Origin of the sequence: Pseudomonas sp. PvP001 (assembly GCF_040546375.1) — a bacterium.
Lineage (GTDB): Bacteria > Pseudomonadota > Gammaproteobacteria > Pseudomonadales > Pseudomonadaceae > Aquipseudomonas > Aquipseudomonas coleopterorum.
In genome coordinates this window covers 2012071-2037681 of sequence record NZ_JBEPNQ010000001.1, presented here as the reverse complement: position 1 = coordinate 2037681, position 25611 = coordinate 2012071, and the positions used below count along the sequence as shown (strand labels likewise).

Sequence of the window (25611 nt, the reverse complement as noted above, 5' to 3'; positions counted from 1 at the left end):
ATGAAACTGTTGCGTCTTCCCGTGATTTTATTGCTCGGCGGCGTGCTGGGACTGGCCGGATGCAGCACGCATCAACCCGTGGCCTTGTACCAGCTCGACAGCGGCAACCCCGGCCTGCCCAAGGAAAGCCGCGGCATGGCCGTGCTGCTGGGGCCGGTGTCGGTGGCCGACTACCTGCAGCGCGAAACGCTGCTGCAGCGCCAGGCCGACGGCAGCCTGAGAGCGTCCACCGACGGCCGCTGGGCCGGCAGCCTTTCCGCCGACATCGACCAACTGCTGTTGCGCCAGATGGCCTGGCGCCTGGACAGCCAGCGCGTGGTGCTGGCACCCACGCCCGCCAACTTCACGCCCGATGCTCAGGTGCTGCTGTCGATCACCCGGCTCGATTCAGGCAGCCGACAGCCTGCCATCCTGGATGCCCAGTGGCGCGTCCTGGACCGTCGCGGACAGGTACGCGACAACCGCATCGTCCACCTCGAAGAAAAGCACGACGGCGACACTGCCGCTCAAGTGCAGGCGCAAGGGGTCCTGTTGCAGCGTCTGGCTGCGCAGTTGACCGCGGCGCTCAAACCGCTGGCCAACCAACCCGCACTGGTCGAAGAGCGTAAGCCAGCGCCGGCGCAGGTGCGCCGGGAAGAAGAAAAACCACAGATTCCGCTGGCGACCCCCATCCGTACCGACTTGGAAGTGTTCCGCTTCTAGAGCGACGCCCAACAAAAAGCCCGCACTGGATGCGGGCTTTTTGTTGGGTGTTCAGCCGTAGTGGTAGCGACAGGCAATCACCGTAAGCACATCATTGTCGTAGAAGTAGACCAGGCGGTGCTCCTTGTCGATGCGCCGCGACCAGTATCCGGTGAGGTCGCCTTTCAGTGGTTCGGGGCGACCTATTCCCTTGAAGGGATCACGCAGGATATGGGAAATGAGGTTATCGACAGCTTCATGTTTACCGGGGTCATTCTCGGACCAGTGCTGATAGTCAGCCCAACCATTGGCAGTGAATGAAACGGCGACACTGGTGCGAGCTTTAGTCTTGTTCTGCTGCTTCTTGCTCTGCGACATTCAAGGAGATCTCCTTGGTGAAGGCTCCCCCGGCCTTATGCTGAGCAATGGATTCGCGCAGGCGCTTGGCGTTCTCCGCTGAACCAAGCAGGTACAGGGTTTCCTCCATGGCGTTGTAGTCTTCCAGCGACAGGATGACTACGTGTTCACCACGCTGGCGGGTGATGACGGCCGGCTCGTGATCACGGCACACATCATCCATTGTCTGCTTCAAACCGGCACGGGCCTGGCTAAAGGTAAGTACATTCATGGATATCGATTCCTTCCCGGGAACATCCCAAGGGAGAACGCCAAGGCAGTGCATAGCATACCCCTGGCGAGATCAGCCGCATCTGCGGCGAAACGGAACGAGGCTGCGGCACAGCCGGCAGCCTCGTTCGGTCGAGCTGAAAATGTACAATGCTTTGTACAATGACGTCAAGTCAGCTGCCAGTCAGCCGATGCGCGCCAACTGCCGTTCCAGCAGCGACGGGTAGGGCTCCAGCAGGCGTTCGACGCAGCAGGCGCCTTCGGGGCTGGCGATCGAGCGGATGCGCGCACGCTGGCGGATCAGCGGGTCTTCGCCGATCTCGCGCACCACCAGCAACAGGTTGCGGCTGTGCTGCGAGAGCGCCCAGTGCATCCTGCGCCGATTCGGTCAGCAGGAGGTCGATGGAGTTCAGGCCATGGACCTCGTCGCTGAGCACCAGACCCAACTGCAGTTGCAGGGTGATACCGCTGTCGGCGACCTCGATCTGCAAGGCATGACCCAGGGCGCGCAACAGTTCGCCACAGCAGATCGCATTGGTCAGGTAGTCATCGCCGCTGGTTTCGCTGTGGAACAGCATCAGGGTGCTGCCATCCTGGAGCATGTGCACTTCGCTCTCGTAGAGCGAGGCGGCCTGCTGCAGGCAGTCGTGGTAGCGCTCCAGCAGCTCGGCCAGGCGGGCCTTGGGTAGGCGCCGCAGTTGTTCCTGAGCACCCAGTTGCACGGCCAGCACCGCGCTGTCGGTATGCACCTTGGCCACGGCAGTAACGGGTTGCTTGATCACCGCCACCGGAGCTTCGCGCAGGTCCGCGAACGGATCGTCGCCGAAGTCTTCCTCGTCCTCGTCGGCCTGGATCTGACGCATGACCGGTTTCGCAGGCTTTGCGGCCACCGGCGGGAACGGGCCGGGCTTGCTGGCGGTGCGCATGGGCAAGGCTGGCTGCGGCTCATCGTCTTCGTCGATGTCGTCGGGTTCGACTTCGGGCTCACGGGGCTCTGGAGCCAACTGCGCGTGCAGCTGGCGCGCCAGATCGCCGATCTCGTCGGTGCGCTGGGTCGCCGGCGTGTACTCGTCAGGGTTGCGCAGCCAGACCCGCAGCTGCAGCAGTGGCGTCGAGATGTAGCGACCCAGGCGCAGGCTCAGCGCCAACGCAAGCACCAGCAGGATCCCGGCCAGCACGCCCATGCTCTGCAGGCTGATGGTCAACGGCTGCTGGAACTGATTCATGTCCAGGCTGATGCGCAACTGTCCGGCCAGGGCGTCCTGGAAGTTGATCTTGGTCTCGTACAGCCCCTGGCTTTGCCCAAGCAGGCCGCTTTTGGGGCGCTGACCGGCTTCGGCAAGGATACGGTTGTCCGGGCTGAAGATCGCCGCGTGCGCCACCAATGGGTTTTTCACCAGATTGTTGAGCAGCACGTTGAGGCTGAGGATGTCGTTGGACACCAGCAGCTCGGTGGCGGACGTGGCCGTCTGCGTGGTCAGGCTCTGGCCCACCGCATCGGCTTGCTCGTGCATGGCCTGCTTGAACTGCAGACCCATCACGCAGGCGTAGATCACCAGGGCGATGGCAACCAGCACGATGTTGGTGAACGCGATGCGCAAAGCCAGCGGCACTCGACGGTGGCGCACGGCTCGGAAGATCAGCAGGAAGAAGTTGTCGGTTTTGACTGGCGTAGGCCGGTTCACTGAGCGCGGCTCTTTGTCCGTGAAGTTGGCGCGCAGTATAACGACCGCCCCCCGAGCGGCAAAGCGCTGCCTGTGCCCGATGGTCACTGAAAGTGGTTAGAATGCGTTTTTTTTCATGAAACGGGGTGCCTCTTGCGCGAAATCGTCCTGATCAACATCACCGCTCAGGAGCAGTCGGGCATCGTCGATGCACTGGGCGACGTCCTGACCGCCGAGACCACCTTCAGCACCGCCCTGAACGCTGAGCCGGCAGACCACGTGGTCAGCGTGATGGGGCGCCAGGTCGGCTACCCGGCGCTGCGGCAGGTGATCACGCTGCTGGCCGAGCATGGCTTGTCGCTTTCGAGCCTGGAGCGCCTGTCAGCGGCCACGGGTGGCAATGCCTGTTTCGAGCTGTGCCTGCAGGGCCCGTTGGAGCAGCCACTGCCATTGCGTGCCCAGGTGCTCGAACTCAGCGCCGCACTGGGTCTGGACATCGTCTACCAGCCCGAATCGGCACAGCGTCGGCATCCGCGCCTGGCCGTGTTCGACATGGATTCGACACTGATCGAAGCCGAGGTGATCGACGAACTGGCCAAGGCGGCCGGCATCGGCGAGCGTGTCGCGGCGATCACCGAACAGGCCATGCGCGGCGAGATCGATTTTCGCGCCAGCTTCAAGGCCCGCCTGGCCCTGCTCGACGGCCTCGATGTTGCGGTGCTCGATGACATCGGTGCGCAACTGCGCCTGAGCGAAGGCGCCGAGCGCCTGTTCGCCGAACTCAATCGCATGGGGGTGAAAACCGCCATTCTGTCCGGCGGCTTCACCTATTTCGCCAAGCAGTTGCAGAAGCGTCTGGGCATCACTCATGTCTTCGCCAACGAACTGCAGGTGGTCGACGGCAAATGCACCGGAGTGGCGGTCGAGCCCATCGTCGACGCCCAACGCAAAGCCGACCTGCTGCAGCAGTTGGCCCGTGAGCACGGTATCGACTTGAGCGAAACCGTCGCAGTGGGTGACGGGGCCAACGACCTGGCCATGCTGGCCATTGCAGGACTGGGCGTGGCGTTCCGCGCCAAGCCGCTGGTACGGCAGTCGGCGCGTCAGGCCATCAGTGTGCTGGGGCTGGATGCGGTGCTGTACCTGCTCGGTCGCCGCGACTGAGCACTGGTTCGTCTACAGATCTTTCCACAGCGAAGCGAAGTCTTCTTCGGGCGCCACATCCTCGGCACCGGTCGACACCGGTTTGGCAACCTCCAGCAGGTGGTATTCGAACTGGTTGAAACTGCCGGTGCCGGCCATCCGCGTGCCCAGGCCCGCAGGCTGTTCTTCACCCTGGTTGTTGATGATGACCTTGTTGCCCTCCTGAAAAGGCATGCGCGGGGCGAGCAGGGAGGCGGGAATGTCGATGGCGCGAATCTCCGGCAGCAGCAGGCCGCGCAGGAACTGGCTGTTCTGCTCGCTGACGCGCACCAGTTGCAGGCCGCACGGCTGGGCGTGCGGTGCCACCAGCTCGATGCCCATCTGCGTGCCGCCACTGCGCACCTGGCGAATCCAGCGCACCACGGCCACGCTCCAGCCCTGGGCCTGGGTGTCCTGGATGCCGACCATCTCACCGGCCTGCAGTTGCGGCGGAACCTCCCTAGGCCACGCCAGGCAGTAGCCACCGGGGCTGTGATTGACGATCTGCAGGGCATAGGTCGGGAAGTGCTGATCGTGATTGGAGGCACTGCCAGCGCTGCTGCCGTCGCCGCGCGGCAGGTCGTACTGGATCTCCTCGTAGTCGCCGTGGCGATCGCCTTCGGTCGGCCTGCTCCACGATTGCGTGGCAGCGCCCGGCACGAACTGTGCGCTCTGCGAAGGGCCAGGGCGCTTGAGGATCTCGCTGAAGGAGCGCTCGCCGCCAATGTAGTAATGCAACGCGCTCATGCCGATGCACAGGCTCAGGTTGCCCTGGCCGGGCGTTCGAGTAAAAGTGCGTTCCGCCACATCGCCCCAGGCGGCGGCCACGTGCTGGAGCAGATCGATACTGAAGTTGCTGGGGATCAGGCGCGACTGGGTGCGCTGTTCGACCGGCAGGTCCAGGTAGGCCTTGATGGCCTGAACCAGGTCGCTCGGGTCGAGCCCGACCAGGTGCGGCAGTTGATCGTCGCCATACAGAGTCTTGTAGCGAGGCCCGCTGTCTTCATCGGGCGCTATAGCGAACAGGCTCGAAGCCAGGCTGGCCGGCTGCACACGGACCAGGGGGCTCCACGCATCCAGCACTTCGGCCAGACGCAGGATCGCCTGCTGACGCATCTGGTTGCAGCGAGAGCTGCCCAGCAGCAACGAGGCGGCATAGCTTTGCTGAACGGTCGAGCTGTGGCCTGGGGGAGTCAGCGGATCGTTGATGGGAACGTTCTGCAACTGATGCGCCAGGGCTGCCTGATACAACTGATGCAATTCCAGCCAGACTCCATCGGGCACCGGACAGTACAGCAGACTGGCGCGCAGCACAGGCCCGTTCAGGCAGTGCAGGGCACGCTGTGCAGCGGTCGCCAGAAGGGTGGCCCGCTCCTTGGCAACACGATCCTTGGCCGCGGTTGCGGAGATACGCAGCACGATCTGCTTGTAGCCGATCGCCAGATGGTTCTGCAGGGCCTGGCACAGGTTGGCGACCTTGCGCGAACGTTCGTCGAGCACAATGGACTGGTTGAGGAAATGTCGTTCCAGGTGCTTGCAGACGAAATACACCTCGGGCCTGAGCAGCTCGAGCAGTTGCAGGCGATTGTCGCTGGGCGTGAGCAGCTGGTTGAGCTCGCCCAGGCCCTGGTACAGCAACCGGGCGGTTTCCCCCAGATTGGCCTTGGGCAGCGTGGCAATCCAGCGTTTGAGGTCGCGCGGGGTCGCTTCGCAGAAGGTCAGGCTCAACTGCGATGGCGTCGGAGCGCGCAACAACAGATGGGGGCGTGGCGACATCGGTCATTTCCTGGTTCGACTCAGGTCATCGTGCAACAGCGTGACCGATGACAAAAGACAGGCCATTCATTTGGCCGTATGCAAAGACTCTAACAGCATTGGATAACGGTCGCAGCCTCGATGTCGCCGAGGCTGCGCCGTGCCAGCCGCAATCGGCTCAGATGACAGTCGAAGGTGTCGCTGGTGCCACGTCCTGCGCAATGGCCGGGCGCCCCAGGCCTTGCCCCATGTTCACGGGCGACAGGTTGGCCAGGTGGTGAGCCCACTCGACCTGTTCCGGGCCGAACAGCATGACCACGGTCGAACCCAGCTTGAAACGGCCCATTTCGGCACCTTTTTCCAGATGGATCGGCGCCCGTGCCGCTTCGTCGTAGCGAAAGGTCTTGAGTTCGCGCTTGGGCGGCGTTACCAGGCCGGCCCAGACGGTTTCGATCGAGGCGACGATCATCGCACCCACCAGCACCATGGCCATCGGCCCACGCTCGGTGTCGAAGATGCACACCACGCGCTCGTTGCGCGCGAACAGCTCGGGGACGTTCTCGGCGGTGGTCTGGTTGACCGAGAAGATACGCCCTGGCACATAGATCATTTCGCGCAGGGTGCCGGCCAGCGGCATGTGCACTCGATGGTAGTCCCGTGGCGACAGGTAGATGGTGGCGAACTTGCCCCCCATGAAGGGCGCTGCGTTGGCAGGATCGCCGCCCAGCAGTTCGAGCACGCTGAAGCTGTGGCCCTTGGCCTGGAAGATGCGGCCGTGCTCGATGGTGCCCAGCTGGCTGATGGCGCCGTCGGCCGGGCAAAGCACTGCGCCGGGCGTCGGGTCCAGGGGACGCGCGTCCGGCTTCAAGGCGCGGGTGAAGAACGCGTTGAAATTCTCGTAGGCGCTCAGGTCCTCGACCTCGGCCAGGGACATGTCGACGTCGTAGCGCTTGGCGAACCAGCGGGTGAACGCATCCTTGAACCAGCGCGAGCGACATTCGGCCACACAGCCGGCCAGGCGCGAGAGCAGGTGATGGGGCAGCAGGTACTGACTGATGATGAACAAGCGATCTTTCATTGGGTGTCCTTAAACTTCGATAGGGGTGTCGGGGTGGTTGCCCCATTCGCCCCAGGAACCGGCATAGCCCTTGACGCGTGGATAGCCCAGCGCCTTGGCCACCAGATAGGTGAAACCAGAGCGGTGATGTGTCTGGCAGTGCGTGATGATTTCCTTGTCGGCGGTGATACCCAGGCCATCGAGCAGCGGTGCGACGTCGCTGCGAATGCGCAACTGACGCGCCGGATCCATGGCCGCGGTCCACTCCAGGTTGATTGCACCGGGAATGTGCCCTGCCTTGGCTGCCAGCACCTTTTCACCGGTGTATTCCTGCGGGCCGCGGGCATCCCAGATGGCCAGGTCGGCGGCGCCCAGACGGCTTTGCAGATACTCGCGGGTGGCGATGGGCTCGTCGTGCAGGGTGAGCGGTACCGGGCCGCCCGCGCTGGCCGGGGTGTCCTGGCTCAGCGGCAGGCCGGCGGCCTCCCAGGCCAGGATGCCGCCGTCGAGGTAGTGATAGCGTGAATGGCCGATGACGTCGAGCAGCCAGATGAAGCGCCCGGCCCAGCCGCCGCCTTCGTCGTCGTAGACCACGTACGTCGCCTGGGGCGTATGCCCCAGCTCGCCGAACAGCTGTTCCAGGGACGACAATCCAGGCAGCAGCCCCGGCGCCGGCGGCTGGCCCAGCTGGGTACGCTTGGGATCGACGAAATGCGCCCCGCGAATGTGCCCGGACGCGTAGCGTGCTGCGCTGGTCAAGTCGACCACGATCAGGTTGGCGGCATCGAGCCGGGCGTTCAGCTCATCGGGCTCGATCACCAGGGGCAGGCCGGAAAAGTCAGGCATTCGGGTCTCCAGACGAAACGGAACGGCGATTGTAGCGCAAGCCTCAGCGGCTGCGGTTGGTAAAGGTGTCCAGGGCGCGCTCGATGCACTGCGCACTCTTGCCGAAGCCCTGCACGCTGATCTCGGAGAACGGACGCCCGCCCTGGTCGGCCACCAGCAGCGTATGCACTCGCCCATCGACACCCAGCGAGCGCAGCAGCAGGTGCTCACCGCGGAACAGCGCGCGCAGGGTCGCCGGCAACAGGGCCTGCAACTGCGCGCTGTTGGCGGTGCCCATGCGCAGTTGCGTCGGTTGCGCGAGCAGTCGCTGCAGCAAGCCGTTGTGCTCGATGCCCAGGCTCAGGGCCGCGACTTCCTTGGGCAGCCCGGCACTTTGATGCACGCGCAGGCTGCCGTGGTTGCGGTCGACCATCAGCAGCAGCACGCGTTGCATGCCGCACGCCAGCAGGGCATCGCGCGCGCAAGTGGTCAGGTGCAAGGCATTGTTGAACGGCGTCGGCGTGGTCAGCAGTTGCGTGCACAGCTGCCGCCAATGCGCCAGCGCCTCTTCGCTCGGTGGCGGGGCTGGATCGGTGTCGGGCGCTGGACCCCTTTGTGGCGGTGGCCACAGCAGGTTGCGTGCCGGATGCCACAGGTCGGCGGCGCAGTGCACCCGGGCACTGTGCACCGCATGGTGATGGACCTGCTGTTGAACCTGTTCCAGCGGCACTTGCAGGTACAGGCAGCTCAGGTACTGCCAGCGCTGCAGGTGAGGCGTGAACCAGCCCTGTTGCGCGGCCAGGGCCAGGCCGTTGGCCATCAGAATGGTGTTGGCAGGCTGGTTCAACCAGCGCCGCAACGCCGGCTCGTCGTCCAACTGCTGTTGCTGGCGCAAGCGATGCTGATTGTCGCGGGCAATGTGCAGCGCCTGCACCAGCGCCCGACGCTCCTCCAGCAGCAGCCGATAGCCATGCAGCACCCAGGCGGGCAGGCGCCATTTCTGCGCCAGTGCCTGACACAGCACCAGCAACGGCACACCGAAAAGCTCCTGCTCGACCTTGACCGCCGCTTCGCCTTCACCGGTGACGCGCCGCTGCCATTCATCGAGCAGCTCGGGGTAGGTCGCCGCCAACGGCCACAGCGGCGAAAGAAACAGCAGGCTGCCCCAGTGGATTTCGTGCCACAGCCGCGCCAGCCTTGCGGCGAACAGACCATTGGCCTGCTGGCTGGCGTGCTGGCTGATCATCTGCAGCTGGCGCAAGGTCAGGGGCATCTGCTGCGGCTCCTGGGCGGGCAGGCGCATCAGCAACTCTTCGGCCCGTGACAGGCCCAGCCGGTTCAGCGCCACTTCGAGGCTTTCCGCCGGCTCCGCCAGGCTGTTGCTGGCATGCCGGTTGGCTTCGCGCATCACGCTGAGCACCAGTGCCGGGCTGTGCTGCATCAGGTCGGCGATGTCGCGCAGCGAGCGGCGCCGATCCTTGATCGCGGCGCGAACCTTGTCGTGGTACAGCTTGGGAATCGGCAGGCGCACGCCGTCGAGCAGTGCGAGCCAGGTGTCTAGAGTTTGGGGCTTGGCGTTGGACACTATGCTTATCCTGATGCATGCCTGAATGCAGGCCGACTACACGAACGGACCAAACTGGCTTTTGAAAACCGCTGCCTATAGTCTGGCGCAGTTCTGCCGATAAGGAGAACAACAGATTCCACACCACCTTTTTCGTCCCTGAACCCGACTTCTGAAGTGTTTTTTATCCATGGCTAAAATCATTGGCATCATTGTCGTGTTCGCGAGCGTGCTGGGCGGATACGTTCTTTCACATGGTCAACTGGCCGCCCTGGTCCAACCCTTCGAGGTGATGATCATCGGCGGTGCGGCCTTGGGCGCGTTTCTGCAGGCCAACCCCGGCAGCACGACCATGATCGTGCTGAAGAAGTCGTTGAAGATGTTCAAGTCGCGCTTCAGCCATGCCTACTATCTGGAAGTGCTGAGCCTGCTGTTCGAGATTCTCAACAAGAGTCGTCGCGAGGGCATGATGTCCATCGAGGCCGACATCGAAGACGTCGCCGCCAGCCCGATCTTCGCCAAGTACCCCACCATCCTCAAGGACGAGCAGATGATCGCGTTCATCTGCGATTACCTGCGCATCATGTCGTCGGGCAACATGGCGCCGCACGAACTCGAAGGCCTGTTCGACATGGAACTGCTGAGCATGAAGGAAGAGCTCGAGCATCCGTCCCACGCCGTGACCGGTATCGCCGATGCGCTGCCCGGTTTCGGTATCGTTGCGGCGGTATTGGGCATCGTGGTGACCATGGCGTCGCTGGGTGACGGCGACAAGGCGGCGATCGGCGGCCACGTCGGCGCTGCACTGGTCGGTACGGTTCCTGGGGATTCTGGCGGCCTACGGCTTCTTCGGCCCGCTGGCGACCTGCCTGGGCCACGATGCCAAGGAAGAGCTGAACGTCTACGAAGCCATCAAGGCGTCGCTGGTGGCTTCGGCCTCGGGCATGCCGCCATCGCTGGCCGTGGAGTTCGGTCGCAAGGTGTTGTACCCGGCGCACCGTCCAAGCTTCGCCGAACTCGAACAAGCCGTACGCGGGCGCTGATTCATGGAAAACAACCAGCCCATCATCGTCAAGCGGGTCAAGCGCTTTGGCGGCGGCCACCACGGTGGCGCCTGGAAGATCGCCTTCGCCGACTTCGCGACGGCGATGATGGCGTTTTTCCTGGTGCTCTGGCTGTTGTCCAACGCCACACCCGAGCAGAAGATCGCCATTGCCGGTTACTTCAAGGACCCGATCGGCTTCTCCGAAAGCGGCACGCCCTATGTCATCGACCTGGGCGGCTCTCCGCAGCTCTCGCCCGAGAAAACCCTGAATCCGGACGTCGAGGTCTCGCCGCCCAAGCCCGAAACCTCGAACCAGGTGGAAGCCGAACAGGCCCAGCAAGTGGCTGAGCAGGTCGAGAAGGAACGCCTGGAACTGCTGTTGCAGGAGCTGCAGAACAAGGTCGACGAAAATCCCCAGCTGCAGAAATTCAAGGACCAGATCCTTTTCGAAATCACGCAGGACGGCTTGCGCATCCAGATCACCGATGCCGAGAACCGGCCGATGTTCGACCTGGGCAGTGCGCGGCTCAAGCCTTATTTCGAGGACATCCTGCTGGCCATGGCCGACACCATCAAGGCGGTGCCGAACAAGATCAGCATCAGCGGCCATACCGACGCCAAGCCCTACGCCGGCAGTGCGTCGGGCGGCTTCGGCAACTGGGAGCTGTCGTCCAACCGCGCCAATGCCGCGCGCCGGGCCCTGGTGGCGGGCAGCTATCCGGAGGATCAGATCGCTCGCGTGGTCGGCTATGGTTCATCGTCACTGTTCGACCGCAAGGATCCGCTGAACTCCATCAATCGCCGCATCGACATCGTGGTGCTGACCAAAAAGGCCCAGCGCGACATCGAAGGTGATCAGCCGGCATTGGAAGCGCCCAATCCCGGTACGGCCCCCAGTGCTGCGCCACCAGGCGCTTCGATCGGCGACCCCAGCGCACCGGTGCAGCCGCGCGAACTGCGGCAGCGCCTGAACCTGTTCGAAGACGGCTCGGCCAAGCTGGTCGAGCCGGGCAAGCCGGGCAAGCCTGCGCCCTGAGACGAAAAGCCTGTCAGAAACCCCGGCCGATGCGTTCGCGCAGGCCCCTGTGGATATCTCGCGCTTGCACCGGCCGCGGCGTCTCGCGCTGGCCGGTCGGCAGGCGCATGGCCGCCTCGCGGTGATAGGCCTCGATGAGGAAGTCCAGCTGCTGCGGGCGCGTCAGGGTCGGCCAATGCGCCAGGTATTCGGGCAGTGCCTGATCGCCCAGCCGATACAGGCACAGGCGCCGATCCCACGAGGTGGCCTCGCCGATGCAGAACGGTATCCACCAGCGCCGCGCGCTGCAGTGCGAGATCATCAGGATCACGTGGGTGCATTCGCGGATATGCGCAGTGAGCGTTTCGGTGACGTGCAGCGTGGTCAACGAATCGAAGTCCATCACGTCCATGCCCACCTCGATCCCGGCCCTGCGCAAGTATTTCCTGATCCGCAAGGCCTGGGGTAGATCGACATGCTGATAGCCAATGAACACGCTCATCGCCCAGGTCCGCCGGCAATGAATTGAGCAAGTCGCAGGCAAGCAACGGGCAGGTGGGACATGGAAAGCCTTCATCGTGGGTGCTGAAGGCTGAAAGATTGTTCAATGCCGTTTAAGCGGCAAGGGATGTCATCGAAAAGAGACAAACCCTACTGCTGCCGGTAATTATCCTTACAGACGAAGCCTATAGCGTGTGCACCAGCGCACGCACGGTGCCTACGATGCGCTCCACTTCGGCATGGGTCAGGGTCAGGGGTGGCAGCAGCCGAATGGTGGTGCCGCGGGTCACGTTGATCAGCAGGCCATGCTCTTCTGCGGCCCGCTGCATCAGCTCGCGGCAGGGCCGGTCCAGCTCCACACCGATCATCAGGCCCAGGCCCCGGACGGCTTTGACGCCAGGCATGCTTCCCACTTCGCTACGGAGCCGTTCGAGCAGCGCATGCCCCTGGCGCGCGGCGTTATCCAGCAGTTGCTCGCGCTCGATGATGTCGAGCACCGTGCAACCGACCCGGCACGCCAAGGGGTTGCCGCCAAAGGTGCTGCCGTGGCCACCGGGCTGGAACAGGCGTCCCACGGCCTCGGTGGCCAGGCACGCACCGATCGGAACGCCATTGGCCAAGGCCTTGGCCAGAGTGACCACATCGGGCTGGATGTCGGCATGCTGGTAGGCAAACCATTGACCAGTGCGGCCGATGCCGGTCTGGATCTCATCGAGCATCAACAACCAGCCGTGACTGTCGCAATGCTCGCGCAAGGCCCGCAGGTAGGATGTCGAGGCGACGTGCACACCGCTTTCGCCCTGGATCGGCTCGAGCAGCACCGCCACGATGCGCTGGCCGAATGCCTGGGTGACAGTGGCCAGCGCATCCAGATCGCCGAAGGGAATCCTGATGCAGTCTCCAGGCAGTTGGCCCAGGCCGGCGCTCAGGTGCGCGCCGTCACTGGCCGCTAGCGTGGCCAGGGTGCGGCCGTGAAAGGCGTTGTCCATGACCACCACCAGGGGCTTGGCGATACCGCGGCTATGGCCATGCAAACGGGCCAGCTTCAACGCGGTCTCGTTCGCTTCCGCGCCGGAATTGTTGAAGAACGCCAGGGCGAGACCGGACTTCTCGGCCAGCTTCGCGCCCAGCCGCTGTTGCCAGTCGATGGCGTACAGGTTGGAGGTGTGCAGCAACAGCCCGGCCTGCTCGACGATGGCGGCCACCACCTCCGGATGGCTATGCCCCACGTTGGTCACCGCCACCCCGGCCAGCGCATCCAGGTACTCGCGACCGGCAATATCCCACAGGCGAGTGCCGCGACCATGGCTGAACGTCAGCGGCAGCGGTTGATAAGTGGGCATCAGGTGGCTTGCTCTCATCATGGAAGTCTCGGCGGTGAAATGAATGCGCAGTATTCCTTTCAACCCCAGGTGGATAAATGGCGTTAAGCTGGATGCACCTTTCACCCGGAGTTGATAATGGACCTGTTCCAGGCGATGCAGGTGTACGTAAAAGTGGTGGAGCTGGGCACCATGACTGCAGCGGCCAAGGCGTGCGATCTGTCCACGACCATGGTCAGCAACCACTTGCAGGCACTGGAGCAGCGTCTGGGCGTGAGCCTGTTGCTGCGCACCACGCGCCGCCAGCAGGTGACCGACGCCGGGCACGCCTACTATCAGCGTTGTCTTGAAGTACTGGGGCTGGTCGCCGATTCGGAGCGCTGGGCCGAACGCGCCCAAGGCACTGCGCAGGGACTGTTACGCATCACCGCACCGCCGACCTTCGGCGCCGAGTGCCTCGCCCCTGCACTGGCGGGATTTCTCCAGCGTTATCCACAGATCAGCGTCAGTCTCAGCCTCAGCGACCAAATACACGACATGCTCGACGGTCAGTTCGACGCCGCACTACGGCTGGGCAATCTCGAACCCTCGACCTTGATCGCCCGTCCGCTGGACGACTATCGATTGAGTATCTGTGCGTCCCCGGACTACCTGCGTCGCCATGGCACGCCTTGCGATCCCGAGGAGTTGGCTGCGCATGAGTGTCTGCAATTCATGTACAACCCGGGCGATGAGTGGCGCGGGACGCAGAAACGTTGGTCCATGCAGGGGCCGGATGGATCGATTGGCGTCGAGGTGCAAGGGCGACTGGTCACCAACAGCAGCGCGGGACTGCGTCAGGCCGCCCTGGCGGGCATGGGCCTGGTCATGCTCCCTGATGTGCTGGTGCGCCGTGACCTGGAAGAGGGGAAGCTGGTCCAGGTGCTGGCTCGATACGCACTGCCCGGCAGACCCATGCACCTGCTTTATCCACAGGCGCGCTACCGTTCGCCGAAACTGCGCGCCTTCGTGGACTACATCGTCCAGGCGCTGGGGCCGCAGGACAGCACCGGTCAGTAGGTGTCCTGGGTCAGGCTGGCGATGATCGAGCGGTAGCTGTTCATGCGCTGTTGCTGCACCCGGCCATCTTCCAGCGCCCCGAGCAGGGCGCAACCCGGTTCGCGGTCGTGCTTGCAGTCGCGGAAACGGCAGGTGCCCAGCAGGTCGGCGAACTCGATGAAGCCGGCCTCGACATCCGCCCGGCTGACGTGGCCCAGGCCGAATTCGCGGATACCGGGTGAGTCGATCAGTTCGCCGCCGCCCGGGAAGTGGAACAAGCGCGCGGTAGTGGTGGTGTGCGTGCCCTGGCCGGACCATTCCGACAGCGCACCCACCCGCGCCTGCACCTCGGGCAGCAGGCTGTTGACCAGCGACGACTTGCCCACGCCCGACTGACCGACGAACACGCTGATGTGGCCGTCCAGACGTGCCTGCAACTGCTGCATGCCATCACCGTGGTGCGCCGACACTTCCAGCAACGGATAACCCAACTGCCGATAGACCGCCAGCAGCGCGTTGAGCGCGGGTGCGTTCTGCTCGTCGATCAGATCGGCCTTGTTCAGCAGCAACAGGGGATGGATGCCGGCGTGTTCGGCGGCCACCAGGTAGCGGTCGATCAGGTTGGCATGGGGTTCGGGCATGGGCGCGAACACGATGACGATCAGATCGACGTTGGCTGCGACCGGCTTGAGCTGCCCGCGGCTGTCGGGACGGCACAGTTCGGTGCTGCGCGGCAGCTGCGCGACGATGACCCCGATGCCTTGGTTGCCGGCGCGCCAGACCACCTTGTCGCCGGTGACCAGCGAGGGCAGGTTGGCCCGCAGATAGCAACGGCAGACCTGACCGGCGTGTTCGCCTTCCAGTGCCTCGACTTCCACCTGAACACCGAAGTGGGCGATGACCAGTCCTGTCTGCTCTGGGCCCAGATCGCCGCCTTCGAGGGTCTCCAGGGCCTGGGACTCGCGCTTGGCAGCGCGTGCGGCGCGCTCGCCCTGGATTTTTTCGATGCGCCAGTTCTGGCGGCGGTTCAGTTGGCGTTTGGCCATGTGTGTTCCGTGTAAATGAGTTCAAGCGTGAACGAAGGCGGGATACTAGCACGCCCGGCTACGCTAGACTGCGCAGCTACGCCGAGGAGACCCCCAATGCAGAACCCACAGAACCTGATCTGGATCGACCTGGAAATGACCGGTCTGGACCCGGACCACGACGTCATCATCGAAATGGCCACCATCGTCACCGACAGCGACCTCAATACCCTGGCCGAAGGCCCGGTCATCGCCATCCACCAGAGCGACGAGATCCTGGCCGGCATGGACGAGTGGAACACCCGCCAACACGGCGGCTCGGGCCTGACCCAGCGGGTGCGCGAAAGCACCGTCAACATGGCCCAGGCCGAAGCACAGACCATCGCCTTTCTGGAGCAGTGGGTGCCCAAGGGCAAGTCGCCGATCTGCGGCAATAGCATCTGCCAGGATCGCCGCTTCCTCTACCGCCACATGCGTGAGCTGGAAAACTATTTCCACTACCGCAACCTCGACGTCTCGACCCTCAAGGAACTGGCCGCACGCTGGGCCCCCGAGGTCAAGGACAGCTTCAAGAAGGGCAGTACCCACCTGGCCCTGGACGACATCCGCGAATCGATCGCCGAACTGCAGCACTACCGCAAGCACTTCATCAAGTTCTGACGCCCGGAAAGCCCTGCAGCGGAAACGAAGCGGGCGGCGGTCCCTCCGCCCGCGAACAGGCCGATGTGGGAGCGGGCTCTGCCCGCGAAGAGGCCCTCAAGCCAACCTCCCTCAATACACCCGACGCCGCGGTGCCTGCAATGCACTGGCGATATCGGCAGCCAGTCGCGCGATATCGGCCTGAGCTAGATTACCGACACTGACGCGCACCGCCGGCCCACTCTGCAATCGAAACGCACTGCCTGCCTGGACCGCCCAACCAGTAGAAGCCAGGGCCTGCACCGTCGATATTTCGTCAATGACCGGTAGCCACAGGTGCAGGCCTTCGCCTGAGCGGGACAGGCTCACACCCTTGGGTTCGAGTGCCTCGACCAGCGATTGTCGACGGCTTCGATAGGCCGCACCCACTTCCGTCAAGCGGCCCGCTTCCAACATCCTGCTCCACAGATGGGCGGTCAGTCGCTGCAGCAGCAGGCTGACCCAGCGCGGGCCGACTCGCTGCTGGCGTTGCATCTCGCCATGCAAGGACGCGCTGGCGCCCGCAATCGAGACGCGCAGGTCGGGCCCTATGAATTTGCTGGTCGACAGCACATAGAGCCAATGCTGCGGCAGCGGTTGCAGGTCGATGGCCGGAGCCTGGCTCAACGGTCCCCAATGATCGTCGATCACCAGCAGGGTGTGCGGTGCGTCCTGCAGGACCGCTGACCATTGCCGCCAGCGCGGGGTATCGAACGAGCAGCCGGTCGGGTTCTGTGCACGGGGCGTCAGTACCACGGCCGCCGCACCACGCAGCACCTCCGGCGCCGGGGCCAGCGCGCCATGCTCGTCCATGCTCAATTCCCCTGGCTTGAGCTGTAGTCCGGTCAGCAGGTCGCGCAACGGTGGCCAGCATGGGTCTTCGATCAGCACCGTGGCGCCAGGGCGGCAGCGCGCACGCAACGCTCTCTCGACCGCATCCAGCGCGCCGCAATACACACCTACGTGCTCGCTGGGCAGTTGCTGGCTGTCGAGCCATTCGCGGGCCAGGCTCGACAACTGCGGGTCATCGCCGAACTGGTCGAAACCACTCTGTGTGACGTTGCGCAGCAGCCATTCGGGATCGGGCGCTGGCAGCAGCGTGGCATCAAGGTTGCCGCTGGCCATGTCGTACAGTCCTTCGGGAAGCACGAAGCCGTACTCGACAATTTCAGAAGTCGGCGCGCTGACCCGAGTCCCGCGACGCCCGTCGGTCACCACGATGCCGCTGTCACGCAACCTTCTGTACGCCGCCGCAACGGTATTTGGGCTGACCTTGAGCTGCACGGCCAGGTCGCGCACCGAAGGCAGCGAAGCGTTTTGAAGCAAATCACCTTGGCGTATCTGCCGCTCGATGGCCTCCGCGATCTCGACGGCAGTGGACGCATTCGTCAATAATGTATTCATACATTCATATTATTGTATTGGTACAGAAATGAAAAGTGCGTTGGTAGTGCGGCATCTCGCCTTCGAAGACCTGGGCAGTCTGGCCCCGGTGCTGGAAGCCGAGGGGTATGAAATCGAAATGATAGAGGCGCCCCTGCACCCGCTGGCGTCTCTCGATGTGAAATCGGCAGACCTGTTGATCATTCTGGGCGGGCCCATCGGCGCTTTCGATGAGGCGCTGTACCCATTCCTGCTGGACGAGCTCGAACTCATTCGCCAACGCCTGGAAAGCGGCAAACCTTTGTTGGGTATCTGCCTGGGCGCACAGCTGATCGCCCGCGCCCTGGGTGCGGGCGTCGCTGCCATGGGACACAAGGAAATCGGTTTCGGCCCCATCACGTTGACCAACGCCGGACGCAACTCTGTCCTCGCGCCTTTGGCACAGCGAACCCCCGTGTTGCACTGGCACGGCGATCAGTTCGACATCCCCGCTCAGGCCGTGGCGCTCGCCGCCACCGACGCCTGTCCCCATCAGGCGTTCAGCCTGGGCAATCACGTCCTGGCCTTGCAATTTCATCTCGAGGTGGCACCGCAGATGCTCGAAGCATGGCTGGTCGGCCATGCCAACGAGCTGCATCAGCAGCGTATCGACCCCCGCGAACTGCGTGCCCAGGCGCAGGCACTAGGCTGCACAGGCGCACAGGTAGCCAGCGTGATCCTGACCGACTGGCTGGCACGGCTGCGATGAGTGAGGAGCTGCCCACCATCGAATTGCGGCACGTGCTCGCCGGCACGTCGCGCCCCTTCACGCGCCCAGGCAGTTTCACCTGCATCGACAAGGTGCCGCTCCCCGGGCCGGTTGAAGTGGGAACACTGGGAATCATGGGCGATGAGCAGGGGGATCGCCGCATTCACGGCGGCTCCGACAAAGCCATTCACCATTATCCGTTCGAGCACTACCACGCATGGACGCGGCTCATCGGCGAGCATCCACGCCTGTCACAGCCAGGTGCATTCGGCGAGAACCTGTCGACTGTCGGTGTAGACGAAACCCAGGTGTGCCTGGGCGACATCTTTCGATGTGGCAGCGTGTTGCTGGAAGTCAGCCAGACCCGGCAGCATTGCTGGAAGCTCAACGATCGCTTCGAAGTGAGCGATATGGCCTTGCGCATGCAAGCCAGTGCGATGACCGGCTGGTATTACCGGGTGCTCGAAAGCGGTGTCCTGCAGGCAGGCGACCCCATCGTGCTTCAGGATCGCCCAATCCCTCGGTGGCCACTGCGCAAAGTCATCGCACTGTTGTACGAGCGCTCGCTGGACTTCGATGAATTGAGCCAATTCGCGCAGTTGCCGCTCGTCCCTTCCTGGCGCGCACTGGTGGAGCGACGCCTGGCAACGGGCCAGATCGAGAACTGGGCCAGCCGAGTGCTGGGCCCCTCGTCAGGAGAATAGAAACCATGCAGCACTTTCGCGTCATCGTTCAATTGCACCGGGCGTACTGGTGCCAGTTCGATATCGAGCATGCCGCTGCCGAACATGCATTGGCAGATGTAGTCCGCCGCTTCCCCGAAGGCGAGGGCTACACCCTCGATATACAACGCAAGACGGGTGAGCGCCGGTTGCTGGAGTCCACGCCTGACGGGATTCGGTTGCTGTATGCGCAGGGCATGTTCGAACGCTTGAACGCCGAATGCAGTTCAGCCAATCAGAAATGACACGCCGGCCCTTCATTCCCGGCATTCATGAAGCGGACAGCATCGGGTCGTGCCCGGTATCATGCCGCTCGATCGCGCAGCCTGCACTCATGGCAGGCGATGCGTGGATCAACCCTCATTTGTCCTGACGCTCCGTTTCCCATGCTGCTGACCCTCTACCTCATCGCCATCACCGCTGAAGCCATGACCGGTGCCCTTTCCGCAGGGCGGCGCGGGATGGACTGGTTCGGTGTCGTGCTGATCGCCTGTGTGACTGCATTGGGCGGCGGTTCGATGCGCGATGTGTTGCTGGGGCACTATCCGCTGACGTGGGTCAAGCACCCTGAATATCTGGTGCTGACCAGTGTTGCGGCGTTGGTCACGATCTTCATCGCGCCGCTCATGCGCCGCTTGCGCTCGCTGTTTCTGGTGCTCGATGCGCTGGGGCTGGTGGCGTTCACGCTGATCGGCACCATGACCGCGCTGGAACTGGGTCACGATTATCTGGTGGCGTCCATCAGCGGCATGATCACCGGGGTGTTCGGCGGTATCCTGCGTGACATCCTTTGCAATGACATTCCCCTGGTGTTCCGCCGTGAGCTGTATGCCAGCGTTTCATTCGCCTCGGCCTGGTGCTTTCTGGGCTGCACCTACCTGGAACTGGTGCCGATTCAGGCGCTGTCGATCACCTTGTTCGGTGGCTTCCTGCTGCGCCTGTTGGCGATCCGTTTCCACTGGGAAATGCCCAAGTTCGTCTACGACGACCGTTGAGCATGGGCCGCCAGGGCCCATTCGACGTGTTCGCGGACCAGCTCGCTGGGGTGTTCGCGGCGCGTCTTCAGAGCTTCGAGTACCGGAATGCTCGATGGCGCGTTGCCCAGTCCCACTGCCAGGTTGCGCAGGAAACGCTCGTAACCGGCGCGGCGCAGGGGCGAGCCTTCGGTGCTGCTCAGGAAGCGCTCTTCATCCCACAGGAACAGCTGGGCCAGCTCGGCGTTGTCCAACTGGTGCCGCGGCTGGAAATCGCCTTCGCCCGAGGGGCGGGCGAAGCGGTTCCAGGGGCAGACGATCTGGCAGTCGTCACAACCGAACACGCGGTTGCCGATCAGCGGCCGCAACTCCGTGGGAATGGGGCCCTTGAGCTCGATGGTCAGGTAGGAAATGCAACGGCGGGCGTCCAGCACATAGGGCCCGACGAAGGCAGCGGTGGGGCAGATCTCCAGGCAGGCCGTGCAGCGTCCGCAGTGTTCGCTGGCGTGCGCCTCATCGACCGGCAACGGCAGGTCGACGAACAGTTCGGCGAGGAAGAAGTAGCTGCCCGCCTTGCGGTTGAGGACCAGGGTGTTCTTGCCGATCCAGCCCAGCCCCGCCTCCTGCGCGATGGCTTTCTCCAGCACCGGTGCACTGTCGACGAAGGCGCGAAAGCCGAACGGGCCGATGTCCTGCTGGATGCGCTCGGCCAGGTGCTGCACCCGTTTGCGGATCAGCTTGTGGTAGTCGCGACCCAGGGCATAGCGCGAGACGTAGGCTTTTTCCGGCTCGGCCAGGCGTTGCGCCATGTGCGTGTCGCCAGGCAGGTAGTCCATGCGCAGCGAAACGACGCGCAAGGTGCCGGGTACCAATTGCTCGGGGTGTGAACGCTTGCTGCCGTGGGCGGCCATGTAGTCCATTTCGCCATGGTAGCCAGCCTCCAGCCAACGTTGCAGGTGTTGTTCATGCTCGGCCAGGTCCAGGCCGGCGATGCCGACTTGCTGGAAACCCAGTTCGCGCCCCCATTGCTTGATGGAGAGCGCCAGGGCGGGAAGGTCGATGGTGGGAGCAGACATGCGAGCGAGGAAACCGGTGCGGAGGTGGGTATAATTCTGCCAGACATCGACAGCAAAGGTTCAAGCATGCCGCCAGACACGCAAATACCCGACGTAGTGCACAGCCAGCCAGCGGCCGCCGTGCCGCTCACCCCGGCCTCCTTGCCGGTCCTGTCGGCGCGGCCACTGGATGCGCACAAGGGCATGTACGGCCGTGTGCTGGTGATCGGCGGCGACCACGGCACCGGCGGCGCGGCACTGCTCAGCGCCCAAAGCGCGCTGCGCAGCGGGGCGGGCATGGTCTCGCTGGCCACCCGCGGCGAGCACGTAGCGCCGGCGCTGGCGCGCCTGCCGGAAGTGATGGTGGCCGATATCGCCTCGGCCAACCAGCTCCTGCCAATGGCCGAGGCCGCTAGCGTGCTGGTGGTCGGGCCCGGCCTGGGCCAGGCCGGTTGGGGGCGCAGCCTGCTGTCGGTGGCGGCCAGCCAGGACAAGCCGCAGGTGTGGGACGCCGATGCGCTGAACCAGTTGGCCCAAGGCGCCGTCACGCTGCCCGCCGATGCGGTACTGACCCCGCATCCTGGCGAAGCGGCGCGGCTGCTGGGCATTTCTACCCAGCAGGTGCAGGCAGATCGCCCGGCGGCAGCCCGGCGGCTGGCCCGGCAGTACGCGGCAGTGTGTGTACTCAAGGGCGCCGGCAGCCTGATCGCAGCGCCCGACGGTCGCCTGGCGATCTGCGAGCATGGTCATCCGGCCATGGCCACCGGCGGGCTGGGCGATGTCCTCGCCGGGCTGATCGGCGCGCTGCGTGCCCAGGGTCTGGACGGCTACGATGCGGCCTGTCTGGGCGTGTGGCTGCACGCCGGTGCCGGAGAACGGTCGGGCGAGGGCGGCCGCGGCCTGGCCGCCAGCGATCTGATCCCTGCCATTCGTCAGTTGCTCGAGGAGCATTATCCGTGTCAGAAGTAGAGATTTTCATCGAGGGCGAGGACGCGATGGTCGCGTTCGGTGCGCGCATGGCAGAGGTCACCCAAGGCCATGGACTGATCTTTCTGGAAGGTGATCTGGGCGCCGGCAAGACCACCTTTTCCCGGGGCTTGATCCGCGGCCTCGGGCACGTCGGGGCGGTCAAGAGCCCAACCTTCACCCTGGTCGAGCCCTACGAAATCGGAGCTATAAAAGCCTTTCACTTCGACCTGTATCGCCTTGTTGATCCTGAGGAATTGGAGTATCTGGGCATCCGCGACTACTTTGAAGAGGACGCCTTGTGCCTGATCGAGTGGCCCCAGCAGGGTGCGGGCTTTTTGCCAAAGCCTGACCTGACCATTACCATAAGCCCGCAAGCGGCCGGAAGGCTGTTGAAGTTATCGCCACAGGGCCCGCGCGGCGTGTCCTGGTGTGCCGCTGTGGCACAGAAATCCAAATAATTTGATGGGGTTAGGTATGCGCATTCGCGCGCTGGTCGCGGTCGTTGGTCTGATGTTGACGGGTTTTGTCGTCAATGCCGTGGCCGCTACACAAGTCAAGAGCGTGCGCTTGTGGCGAGCGCCGGACAATACCCGGCTGGTCTTCGACCTCACCGGCCCGGTCCAGCACAGCGTGTTCACGCTCACATCGCCCGACCGGCTGGTGATCGACATCAACGGCGCCACTGCGTCCGCCCCGCTCAGCGTTGCTCCAGGCGACTCGCCCGTCACCAGCGTGCGTTCGGCCCAGCGCACGCCCAACGATTTGCGTGTGGTGGTGGACCTGAAAAAGGCCGTCACCCCCAAAAGCTTCACCCTGGCGCCCAACCAGCAATACGGCAACCGACTGGTGGTCGACCTGTTCGACTCGGCCGCCGATGCCGAGCCAGCGCCGCCTCAGCCGGTCGTGGCCACCACACCGGCGGTGCCAGTCACGCCAACGCGCCCAGCTATCAAACTGACGCCAGTGCCCAGCGGCAAGCGCGATATCGTCATCGCCATCGATGCCGGTCATGGCGGCGAAGACCCCGGTGCTTCGGGCCCGCGAGGCCAGCACGAGAAGGATGTGGTGTTGCAGATCGCCAAGGAACTGCAACGCCAGATCAACGCCGAACAAGGCTTTCGTGCCGAGCTGACGCGCACTGGCGACTACTTCATCCCGCTGCGCGGACGTACCGAAATTGCCCGCAAGAAGGGCGCCGACCTGTTCGTTTCCATTCACGCCGACGCCGCGCCGTCCTCGGCTGCGTTCGGCGCCTCGGTGTTTGCGCTGTCCGAGCGCGGCGCCACCTCGGAAACCGCGCGCTGGCTGGCCGATACCGAAAACCGTTCCGACTTGATCGGCGGTGCCGGCAACGTCAGCCTGGACGACAAGGACCGCATGCTGGCCGGCGTACTGCTGGACCTGTCGATGACCGCTTCGCTGACCTCCAGCCTCAACGTGGGCCAGAAGGTGTTGAGCAACATCGGCCAGGTGACGCCGCTGCACAAGCGCCGTGTCGAGCAGGCCGGGTTCATGGTGCTGAAATCGCCGGACATTCCTTCGATCCTGGTGGAAACCGGGTTCATCTCCAACTCCAACGAAGCCAACAAGCTGCAGAGCTCGGGTCACCAGCAGGCTCTGGCGCGCTCCATTCGTACCGGTGTGAAGCAGTTCTTCCAGCAGAACCCGCCGCCAGGGACCTACATGGCCTGGCTGCGTGACACCGGCAAGATCGCGCGGGGCCCCAGCACCCACGTAGTGCGTCCCGGCGAAACGCTGGCCATGCTGGCCGCGCGCTACGACCTGGGCATTGCCACTTTGCGCAGCGCCAACGACCTGAAGACCGACGAACTGAAAATTGGCCAGGAAGTCACCATTCCCAGCACTGCCCTGGCGTCCCAGTAATGACTGAATCGGCCCGTATCGAGCTGCTCAGCCCGCGGCTCGCCAACCAGATTGCCGCCGGCGAGGTGGTTGAGCGTCCTGCCTCGGTGATCAAGGAACTGCTGGAAAACAGCCTGGACTCGGGCGCTCGCCGCATCGACATCGAGGTCGAACAGGGTGGCGTCAAGCTGCTGCGCGTGCGCGACGACGGTAGCGGCATCTCCGCCGACGACTTGCCCCTGGCGCTGGCACGCCATGCGACCAGCAAGATCCGCGATCTTGAGGATCTGGAACGGGTGATGAGCCTGGGCTTCCGCGGTGAAGCGCTGGCCTCGATCAGTTCGGTGGCCCGTCTGACCCTGACCTCGCGCACGGCCGCTGCCGACCAGGCCTGGCAGGTCGAAACCGAAGGTCGCGACATGGATGCCCGCGTGCAGCCTGCCGCGCACCCGGTAGGCACTTCGGTCGAGGTCCGCGACCTGTTCTTCAATACCCCGGCGCGACGCAAGTTTCTCAAGACCGAGAAGACCGAGTTCGACCACCTGCAGGAGGTCATCAAACGCCTGGCGCTGGCGCGCTTCGACGTCGGCTTCCACCTGCGGCACAACGGCAAGAGCATCCTCGGCCTGCACGAAGCGCATGACGAAACAGCCCGCGCCCGAAGGGTCGCTGCGGTCTGTGGCCCGGCGTTTCTCGAACAGGCGATGCCGATCGAGGTCGAGCGCAATGGCCTGCGTCTGTGGGGCTGGGTCGGTTTGCCGACGTTTTCCCGCAGTCAGGCCGACCTGCAATATTTCTTCGTCAACGGTCGAGCGGTGCGCGACAAGCTGGTCGCCCATGCGGTGCGCCAGGCCTACCGCGATGTGCTGTTCAATGGCCGTCATCCGACCTTCGTTCTGTTTCTGGAAGTGGATCCGGCGGTGGTCGACGTCAACGTGCACCCGACCAAGCATGAAGTGCGCTTTCGCGACGGGCGCATGGTGCATGACTTCCTCTACGGCACATTGCACCGTGCACTGGCCGACGTGCGCCCCGAAGACCAGTTGGCAACCGCGCCAACGCAGTCGCAGGCGCCGCGACCCAGTGGCGCGCAGGCCGGCGAGTTCGGTCCTCAGGGTGAAATGGGCCTGTCGGCGAACCTGCTGCAGCCGCCCATGACCGCACCGCAGTCGAACGGCGGTTCCGGTGGCGGTTACTCGTACACGTCGCGGCCGACCGCCGCCTTGCCGGTGGCCGAGGCACAAAGCGCCTACCGGGAATTCTTCGCGCCGTTGCCCACCGCAGGCAGCAGCACCGCACCGATCCCCAGCCTGCCGCAGGGCCAGGGTGACATTCCCCCGTTGGGTTATGCCCTGGCGCAGCTCAAGGGCATCTACATCCTGGCCGAAAATGCACAAGGGCTGGTGCTGGTGGACATGCATGCGGCCCATGAACGGATCATGTACGAGCGCCTGAAGATCGCCATGGCCAGTGAGGGACTGAGCGGGCAGCCGCTGCTGGTGCCCGAGTCGCTGGCCATGAGCCAACGCGAAGCGGACTGCGCCGAAGAACACGCGGCCTGGTTCCAGCGCCTGGGCTTCGAGTTGCAGCGTCTGGGGCCGGAAACCGTGGCCATCCGCCAGATTCCGGCGCTGCTCAAGCAGGCCGAAGCCAATCGCCTGGTCAGCGATGTCCTCGCCGACCTCATGGAGTACGGCACCAGTGACCGTATCCAGGCGCACCTGAACGAACTGCTGGGCACCATGGCCTGCCACGGGGCGATTCGCGCCAACCGGCGCCTGGCCCTGCCGGAGATGAACGCCCTGTTGCGTGACATGGAAAACACCGAGCGCAGCGGCCAGTGCAATCATGGCCGACCGACCTGGACCCAGATGGGCCTGGACGATCTGGACAAACTCTTCCTGCGCGGGCGTTGATC

General features: G+C 64.1%; 23 protein-coding genes and 3 pseudogenes. 14 read left to right on the top strand and 12 right to left on the bottom strand.

Annotated features, from left to right (window positions below; all coding sequences use genetic code 11):
* Positions 1 to 702, top strand: coding sequence for a PqiC family protein (locus ABMD26_RS09335; RefSeq protein ID WP_192000726.1), 702 nt, complete (start codon positions 1 to 3; stop codon positions 700 to 702).
* 51 nt (positions 703 to 753) lie between these two features.
* Here ABMD26_RS09335 and ABMD26_RS09330 read toward each other — a convergent pair whose 3' ends face one another.
* The 3 genes from ABMD26_RS09330 to ABMD26_RS09320 all read right to left on the bottom strand — a co-directional run bounded on the left by ABMD26_RS09330 (position 754) and on the right by ABMD26_RS09320 (position 2993).
* Positions 754 to 1059, bottom strand: coding sequence for a Txe/YoeB family addiction module toxin (locus ABMD26_RS09330; RefSeq protein WP_090355816.1), 306 nt, complete (start codon positions 1057 to 1059; stop codon positions 754 to 756).
* Positions 1025 to 1309: a type II toxin-antitoxin system Phd/YefM family antitoxin gene (locus ABMD26_RS09325; protein WP_090355819.1), complete on the bottom strand. Its 285-nt coding sequence runs from the start codon at positions 1307 to 1309 to the stop codon at positions 1025 to 1027. The genes ABMD26_RS09330 and ABMD26_RS09325 overlap by 35 nt, the downstream gene beginning before the upstream one ends.
* A 172-nt stretch (positions 1310 to 1481) precedes the next feature.
* Positions 1482 to 2993, bottom strand: coding sequence for a histidine kinase (locus tag ABMD26_RS09320; RefSeq protein WP_502948309.1), 1512 nt, complete (start codon positions 2991 to 2993; stop codon positions 1482 to 1484).
* Positions 2994 to 3248: 255 nt separating this feature from the next.
* Between ABMD26_RS09320 and serB the strand changes: the two are divergent.
* A pseudogene (gene serB, locus ABMD26_RS09315) lies at positions 3249 to 4136 on the top strand (phosphoserine phosphatase SerB); the annotation flags it as partial.
* Between the two features lie 12 nt (positions 4137 to 4148).
* Here the strand turns inward: serB and ABMD26_RS09310 are convergent.
* The 4 genes from ABMD26_RS09310 to ABMD26_RS09295 all read right to left on the bottom strand — a co-directional run bounded on the left by ABMD26_RS09310 (position 4149) and on the right by ABMD26_RS09295 (position 9376).
* A complete protein-coding gene (locus ABMD26_RS09310) occupies positions 4149 to 5930 on the bottom strand; it encodes a cyclic-di-GMP receptor FimW-related protein (protein WP_354309181.1) in 1782 nt (593 codons plus the stop codon).
* Positions 5931 to 6087: 157 nt separating this feature from the next.
* Positions 6088 to 6987, bottom strand: coding sequence for an archaetidylserine decarboxylase (gene asd, locus ABMD26_RS09305; RefSeq protein ID WP_122744001.1), 900 nt, complete (start codon positions 6985 to 6987; stop codon positions 6088 to 6090).
* 9 nt (positions 6988 to 6996) lie between these two features.
* Positions 6997 to 7812 carry a rhodanese-like domain-containing protein gene (locus ABMD26_RS09300; RefSeq protein ID WP_192068103.1) on the bottom strand — a complete coding sequence of 272 codons (816 nt, stop codon included), beginning with the start codon at positions 7810 to 7812 and terminating at the stop codon, positions 6997 to 6999.
* 43 nt (positions 7813 to 7855) lie between these two features.
* The gene (locus ABMD26_RS09295) at positions 7856 to 9376 is read right to left on the bottom strand and encodes an HDOD domain-containing protein (RefSeq protein ID WP_320522942.1); all 1521 of its coding nucleotides are present in this window, start codon (positions 9374 to 9376) and stop codon (positions 7856 to 7858) included.
* 169 nt (positions 9377 to 9545) lie between these two features.
* On the opposite strand from ABMD26_RS09295, the pseudogene motA reads away from it, so the two are divergent.
* Together motA and motB are read left to right on the top strand one after the other, a co-directional pair.
* Positions 9546 to 10398 (top strand): annotated as a pseudogene (gene motA / locus ABMD26_RS09290) (flagellar motor stator protein MotA).
* A gap of 3 nt (positions 10399 to 10401) precedes the next feature.
* Complete coding sequence (motB, locus tag ABMD26_RS09285; RefSeq protein ID WP_354309177.1) at positions 10402 to 11436, top strand: flagellar motor protein MotB; 1035 nt, start codon at positions 10402 to 10404, stop codon at positions 11434 to 11436.
* Positions 11437 to 11449: 13 nt separating this feature from the next.
* On the opposite strand, the gene ABMD26_RS09280 is transcribed toward motB, so the two are convergent.
* Together ABMD26_RS09280 and ABMD26_RS09275 are read right to left on the bottom strand one after the other, a co-directional pair.
* Entirely contained in the window at positions 11450 to 11917 is a 468-nt protein-coding gene (locus ABMD26_RS09280; RefSeq protein ID WP_354309175.1) for a toll/interleukin-1 receptor domain-containing protein, read from the bottom strand.
* Positions 11918 to 12101: 184 nt separating this feature from the next.
* Complete coding sequence (locus ABMD26_RS09275) at positions 12102 to 13277, bottom strand: aspartate aminotransferase family protein (protein ID WP_354311814.1); 1176 nt, start codon at positions 13275 to 13277, stop codon at positions 12102 to 12104.
* A gap of 99 nt (positions 13278 to 13376) precedes the next feature.
* Here ABMD26_RS09275 and ABMD26_RS09270 point away from each other — a divergent pair, with 99 nt between their 5' ends.
* Complete coding sequence (locus ABMD26_RS09270) at positions 13377 to 14297, top strand: LysR family transcriptional regulator (RefSeq protein WP_354309173.1); 921 nt, start codon at positions 13377 to 13379, stop codon at positions 14295 to 14297.
* Here ABMD26_RS09270 and rsgA read toward each other — a convergent pair.
* On the bottom strand, positions 14291 to 15322 hold the full coding sequence (gene rsgA, locus ABMD26_RS09265; protein ID WP_122744007.1) for a small ribosomal subunit biogenesis GTPase RsgA: 1032 nt from the start codon (positions 15320 to 15322) through the stop codon (positions 14291 to 14293). The two genes, ABMD26_RS09270 and rsgA, sit on opposite strands and share 7 nt — an antisense overlap.
* Positions 15323 to 15418: 96 nt before the next feature.
* Here rsgA and orn point away from each other — a divergent pair, with 96 nt between their 5' ends.
* Positions 15419 to 15961 (top strand): oligoribonuclease, encoded by a 543-nt coding sequence (orn, locus tag ABMD26_RS09260; RefSeq protein WP_320522945.1) that lies wholly within the window; start codon positions 15419 to 15421, stop codon positions 15959 to 15961.
* Positions 15962 to 16072: 111 nt separating this feature from the next.
* Here orn and ABMD26_RS09255 read toward each other — a convergent pair whose 3' ends face one another.
* Positions 16073 to 17383 carry an aminotransferase class I/II-fold pyridoxal phosphate-dependent enzyme gene (locus tag ABMD26_RS09255; protein ID WP_320522946.1) on the bottom strand — a complete coding sequence of 437 codons (1311 nt, stop codon included), beginning with the start codon at positions 17381 to 17383 and terminating at the stop codon, positions 16073 to 16075.
* A gap of 28 nt (positions 17384 to 17411) precedes the next feature.
* Here ABMD26_RS09255 and ABMD26_RS09250 point away from each other — a divergent pair, with 28 nt between their 5' ends.
* The 4 genes from ABMD26_RS09250 to ABMD26_RS09235 all read left to right on the top strand — a co-directional run bounded on the left by ABMD26_RS09250 (position 17412) and on the right by ABMD26_RS09235 (position 19827).
* Positions 17412 to 18110 (top strand): glutamine amidotransferase, encoded by a 699-nt coding sequence (locus ABMD26_RS09250; protein WP_354309170.1) that lies wholly within the window; start codon positions 17412 to 17414, stop codon positions 18108 to 18110.
* On the top strand, positions 18107 to 18814 hold the full coding sequence (locus ABMD26_RS09245; protein WP_354309168.1) for an MOSC domain-containing protein: 708 nt from the start codon (positions 18107 to 18109) through the stop codon (positions 18812 to 18814). The genes ABMD26_RS09250 and ABMD26_RS09245 overlap by 4 nt, the downstream gene beginning before the upstream one ends.
* Before the next feature lie 5 nt (positions 18815 to 18819).
* Positions 18820 to 19077 carry a hypothetical protein gene (locus ABMD26_RS09240; protein WP_192068083.1) on the top strand — a complete coding sequence of 86 codons (258 nt, stop codon included), beginning with the start codon at positions 18820 to 18822 and terminating at the stop codon, positions 19075 to 19077.
* 141 nt (positions 19078 to 19218) lie between these two features.
* A complete protein-coding gene (locus tag ABMD26_RS09235; RefSeq protein WP_043191159.1) occupies positions 19219 to 19827 on the top strand; it encodes a trimeric intracellular cation channel family protein in 609 nt (202 codons plus the stop codon).
* On the opposite strand, the gene queG is transcribed toward ABMD26_RS09235, so the two are convergent.
* Positions 19812 to 20882 carry a tRNA epoxyqueuosine(34) reductase QueG gene (queG, locus tag ABMD26_RS09230; protein WP_192000721.1) on the bottom strand — a complete coding sequence of 357 codons (1071 nt, stop codon included), beginning with the start codon at positions 20880 to 20882 and terminating at the stop codon, positions 19812 to 19814. The genes ABMD26_RS09235 and queG overlap by 16 nt on opposite strands.
* Before the next feature lie 132 nt (positions 20883 to 21014).
* On the opposite strand from queG, the pseudogene ABMD26_RS09225 reads away from it, so the two are divergent.
* The 4 genes and pseudogenes from ABMD26_RS09225 to mutL all read left to right on the top strand — a co-directional run.
* Positions 21015 to 21830: pseudogene (locus tag ABMD26_RS09225) on the top strand (NAD(P)H-hydrate dehydratase); the annotation flags it as partial.
* Complete coding sequence (tsaE, locus tag ABMD26_RS09220; protein ID WP_090355873.1) at positions 21818 to 22288, top strand: tRNA (adenosine(37)-N6)-threonylcarbamoyltransferase complex ATPase subunit type 1 TsaE; 471 nt, start codon at positions 21818 to 21820, stop codon at positions 22286 to 22288. The pseudogene ABMD26_RS09225 and the gene tsaE, both read left to right, overlap by 13 nt.
* A 16-nt stretch (positions 22289 to 22304) precedes the next feature.
* Complete coding sequence (locus ABMD26_RS09215) at positions 22305 to 23714, top strand: N-acetylmuramoyl-L-alanine amidase (RefSeq protein WP_049862039.1); 1410 nt, start codon at positions 22305 to 22307, stop codon at positions 23712 to 23714.
* Entirely contained in the window at positions 23714 to 25609 is a 1896-nt protein-coding gene (gene mutL / locus ABMD26_RS09210) for a DNA mismatch repair endonuclease MutL (protein ID WP_134722961.1), read from the top strand. Before ABMD26_RS09215 ends, mutL begins: the two co-directional genes overlap by 1 nt.
* Positions 25610 to 25611 lie beyond the last annotated feature (2 nt).

Excerpts from the sequence above, each read along its gene's own strand:
- ABMD26_RS09335 (WP_192000726.1), top strand. The coding sequence starts at position 1 with ATGAAACTGTTGCGTCTTCCCGTGATTTTATTGCTCGGCGGCGTGCTG.
- ABMD26_RS09330 (WP_090355816.1), bottom strand. The coding sequence starts at position 1,059 with ATGTCGCAGAGCAAGAAGCAGCAGAACAAGACTAAAGCTCGCACCAGT.
- ABMD26_RS09325 (WP_090355819.1), bottom strand. The coding sequence starts at position 1,309 with ATGAATGTACTTACCTTTAGCCAGGCCCGTGCCGGTTTGAAGCAGACA.
- ABMD26_RS09310 (WP_354309181.1), bottom strand. The coding sequence starts at position 5,930 with ATGTCGCCACGCCCCCATCTGTTGTTGCGCGCTCCGACGCCATCGCAG.
- asd (WP_122744001.1), bottom strand. The coding sequence starts at position 6,987 with ATGAAAGATCGCTTGTTCATCATCAGTCAGTACCTGCTGCCCCATCAC.
- ABMD26_RS09300 (WP_192068103.1), bottom strand. The coding sequence starts at position 7,812 with ATGCCTGACTTTTCCGGCCTGCCCCTGGTGATCGAGCCCGATGAGCTG.
- motB (WP_354309177.1), top strand. The coding sequence starts at position 10,402 with ATGGAAAACAACCAGCCCATCATCGTCAAGCGGGTCAAGCGCTTTGGC.
- ABMD26_RS09280 (WP_354309175.1), bottom strand. The coding sequence starts at position 11,917 with ATGAGCGTGTTCATTGGCTATCAGCATGTCGATCTACCCCAGGCCTTG.
- ABMD26_RS09275 (WP_354311814.1), bottom strand. The coding sequence starts at position 13,277 with ATGAGAGCAAGCCACCTGATGCCCACTTATCAACCGCTGCCGCTGACG.
- ABMD26_RS09270 (WP_354309173.1), top strand. The coding sequence starts at position 13,377 with ATGGACCTGTTCCAGGCGATGCAGGTGTACGTAAAAGTGGTGGAGCTG.
- rsgA (WP_122744007.1), bottom strand. The coding sequence starts at position 15,322 with ATGGCCAAACGCCAACTGAACCGCCGCCAGAACTGGCGCATCGAAAAA.
- orn (WP_320522945.1), top strand. The coding sequence starts at position 15,419 with ATGCAGAACCCACAGAACCTGATCTGGATCGACCTGGAAATGACCGGT.
- ABMD26_RS09255 (WP_320522946.1), bottom strand. The coding sequence starts at position 17,383 with ATGAATACATTATTGACGAATGCGTCCACTGCCGTCGAGATCGCGGAG.
- ABMD26_RS09250 (WP_354309170.1), top strand. The coding sequence starts at position 17,412 with ATGAAAAGTGCGTTGGTAGTGCGGCATCTCGCCTTCGAAGACCTGGGC.
- ABMD26_RS09245 (WP_354309168.1), top strand. The coding sequence starts at position 18,107 with ATGAGTGAGGAGCTGCCCACCATCGAATTGCGGCACGTGCTCGCCGGC.
- ABMD26_RS09240 (WP_192068083.1), top strand. The coding sequence starts at position 18,820 with ATGCAGCACTTTCGCGTCATCGTTCAATTGCACCGGGCGTACTGGTGC.
- ABMD26_RS09235 (WP_043191159.1), top strand. The coding sequence starts at position 19,219 with ATGCTGCTGACCCTCTACCTCATCGCCATCACCGCTGAAGCCATGACC.
- queG (WP_192000721.1), bottom strand. The coding sequence starts at position 20,882 with ATGTCTGCTCCCACCATCGACCTTCCCGCCCTGGCGCTCTCCATCAAG.
- ABMD26_RS09215 (WP_049862039.1), top strand. The coding sequence starts at position 22,305 with ATGCGCATTCGCGCGCTGGTCGCGGTCGTTGGTCTGATGTTGACGGGT.
- mutL (WP_134722961.1), top strand. The coding sequence starts at position 23,714 with ATGACTGAATCGGCCCGTATCGAGCTGCTCAGCCCGCGGCTCGCCAAC.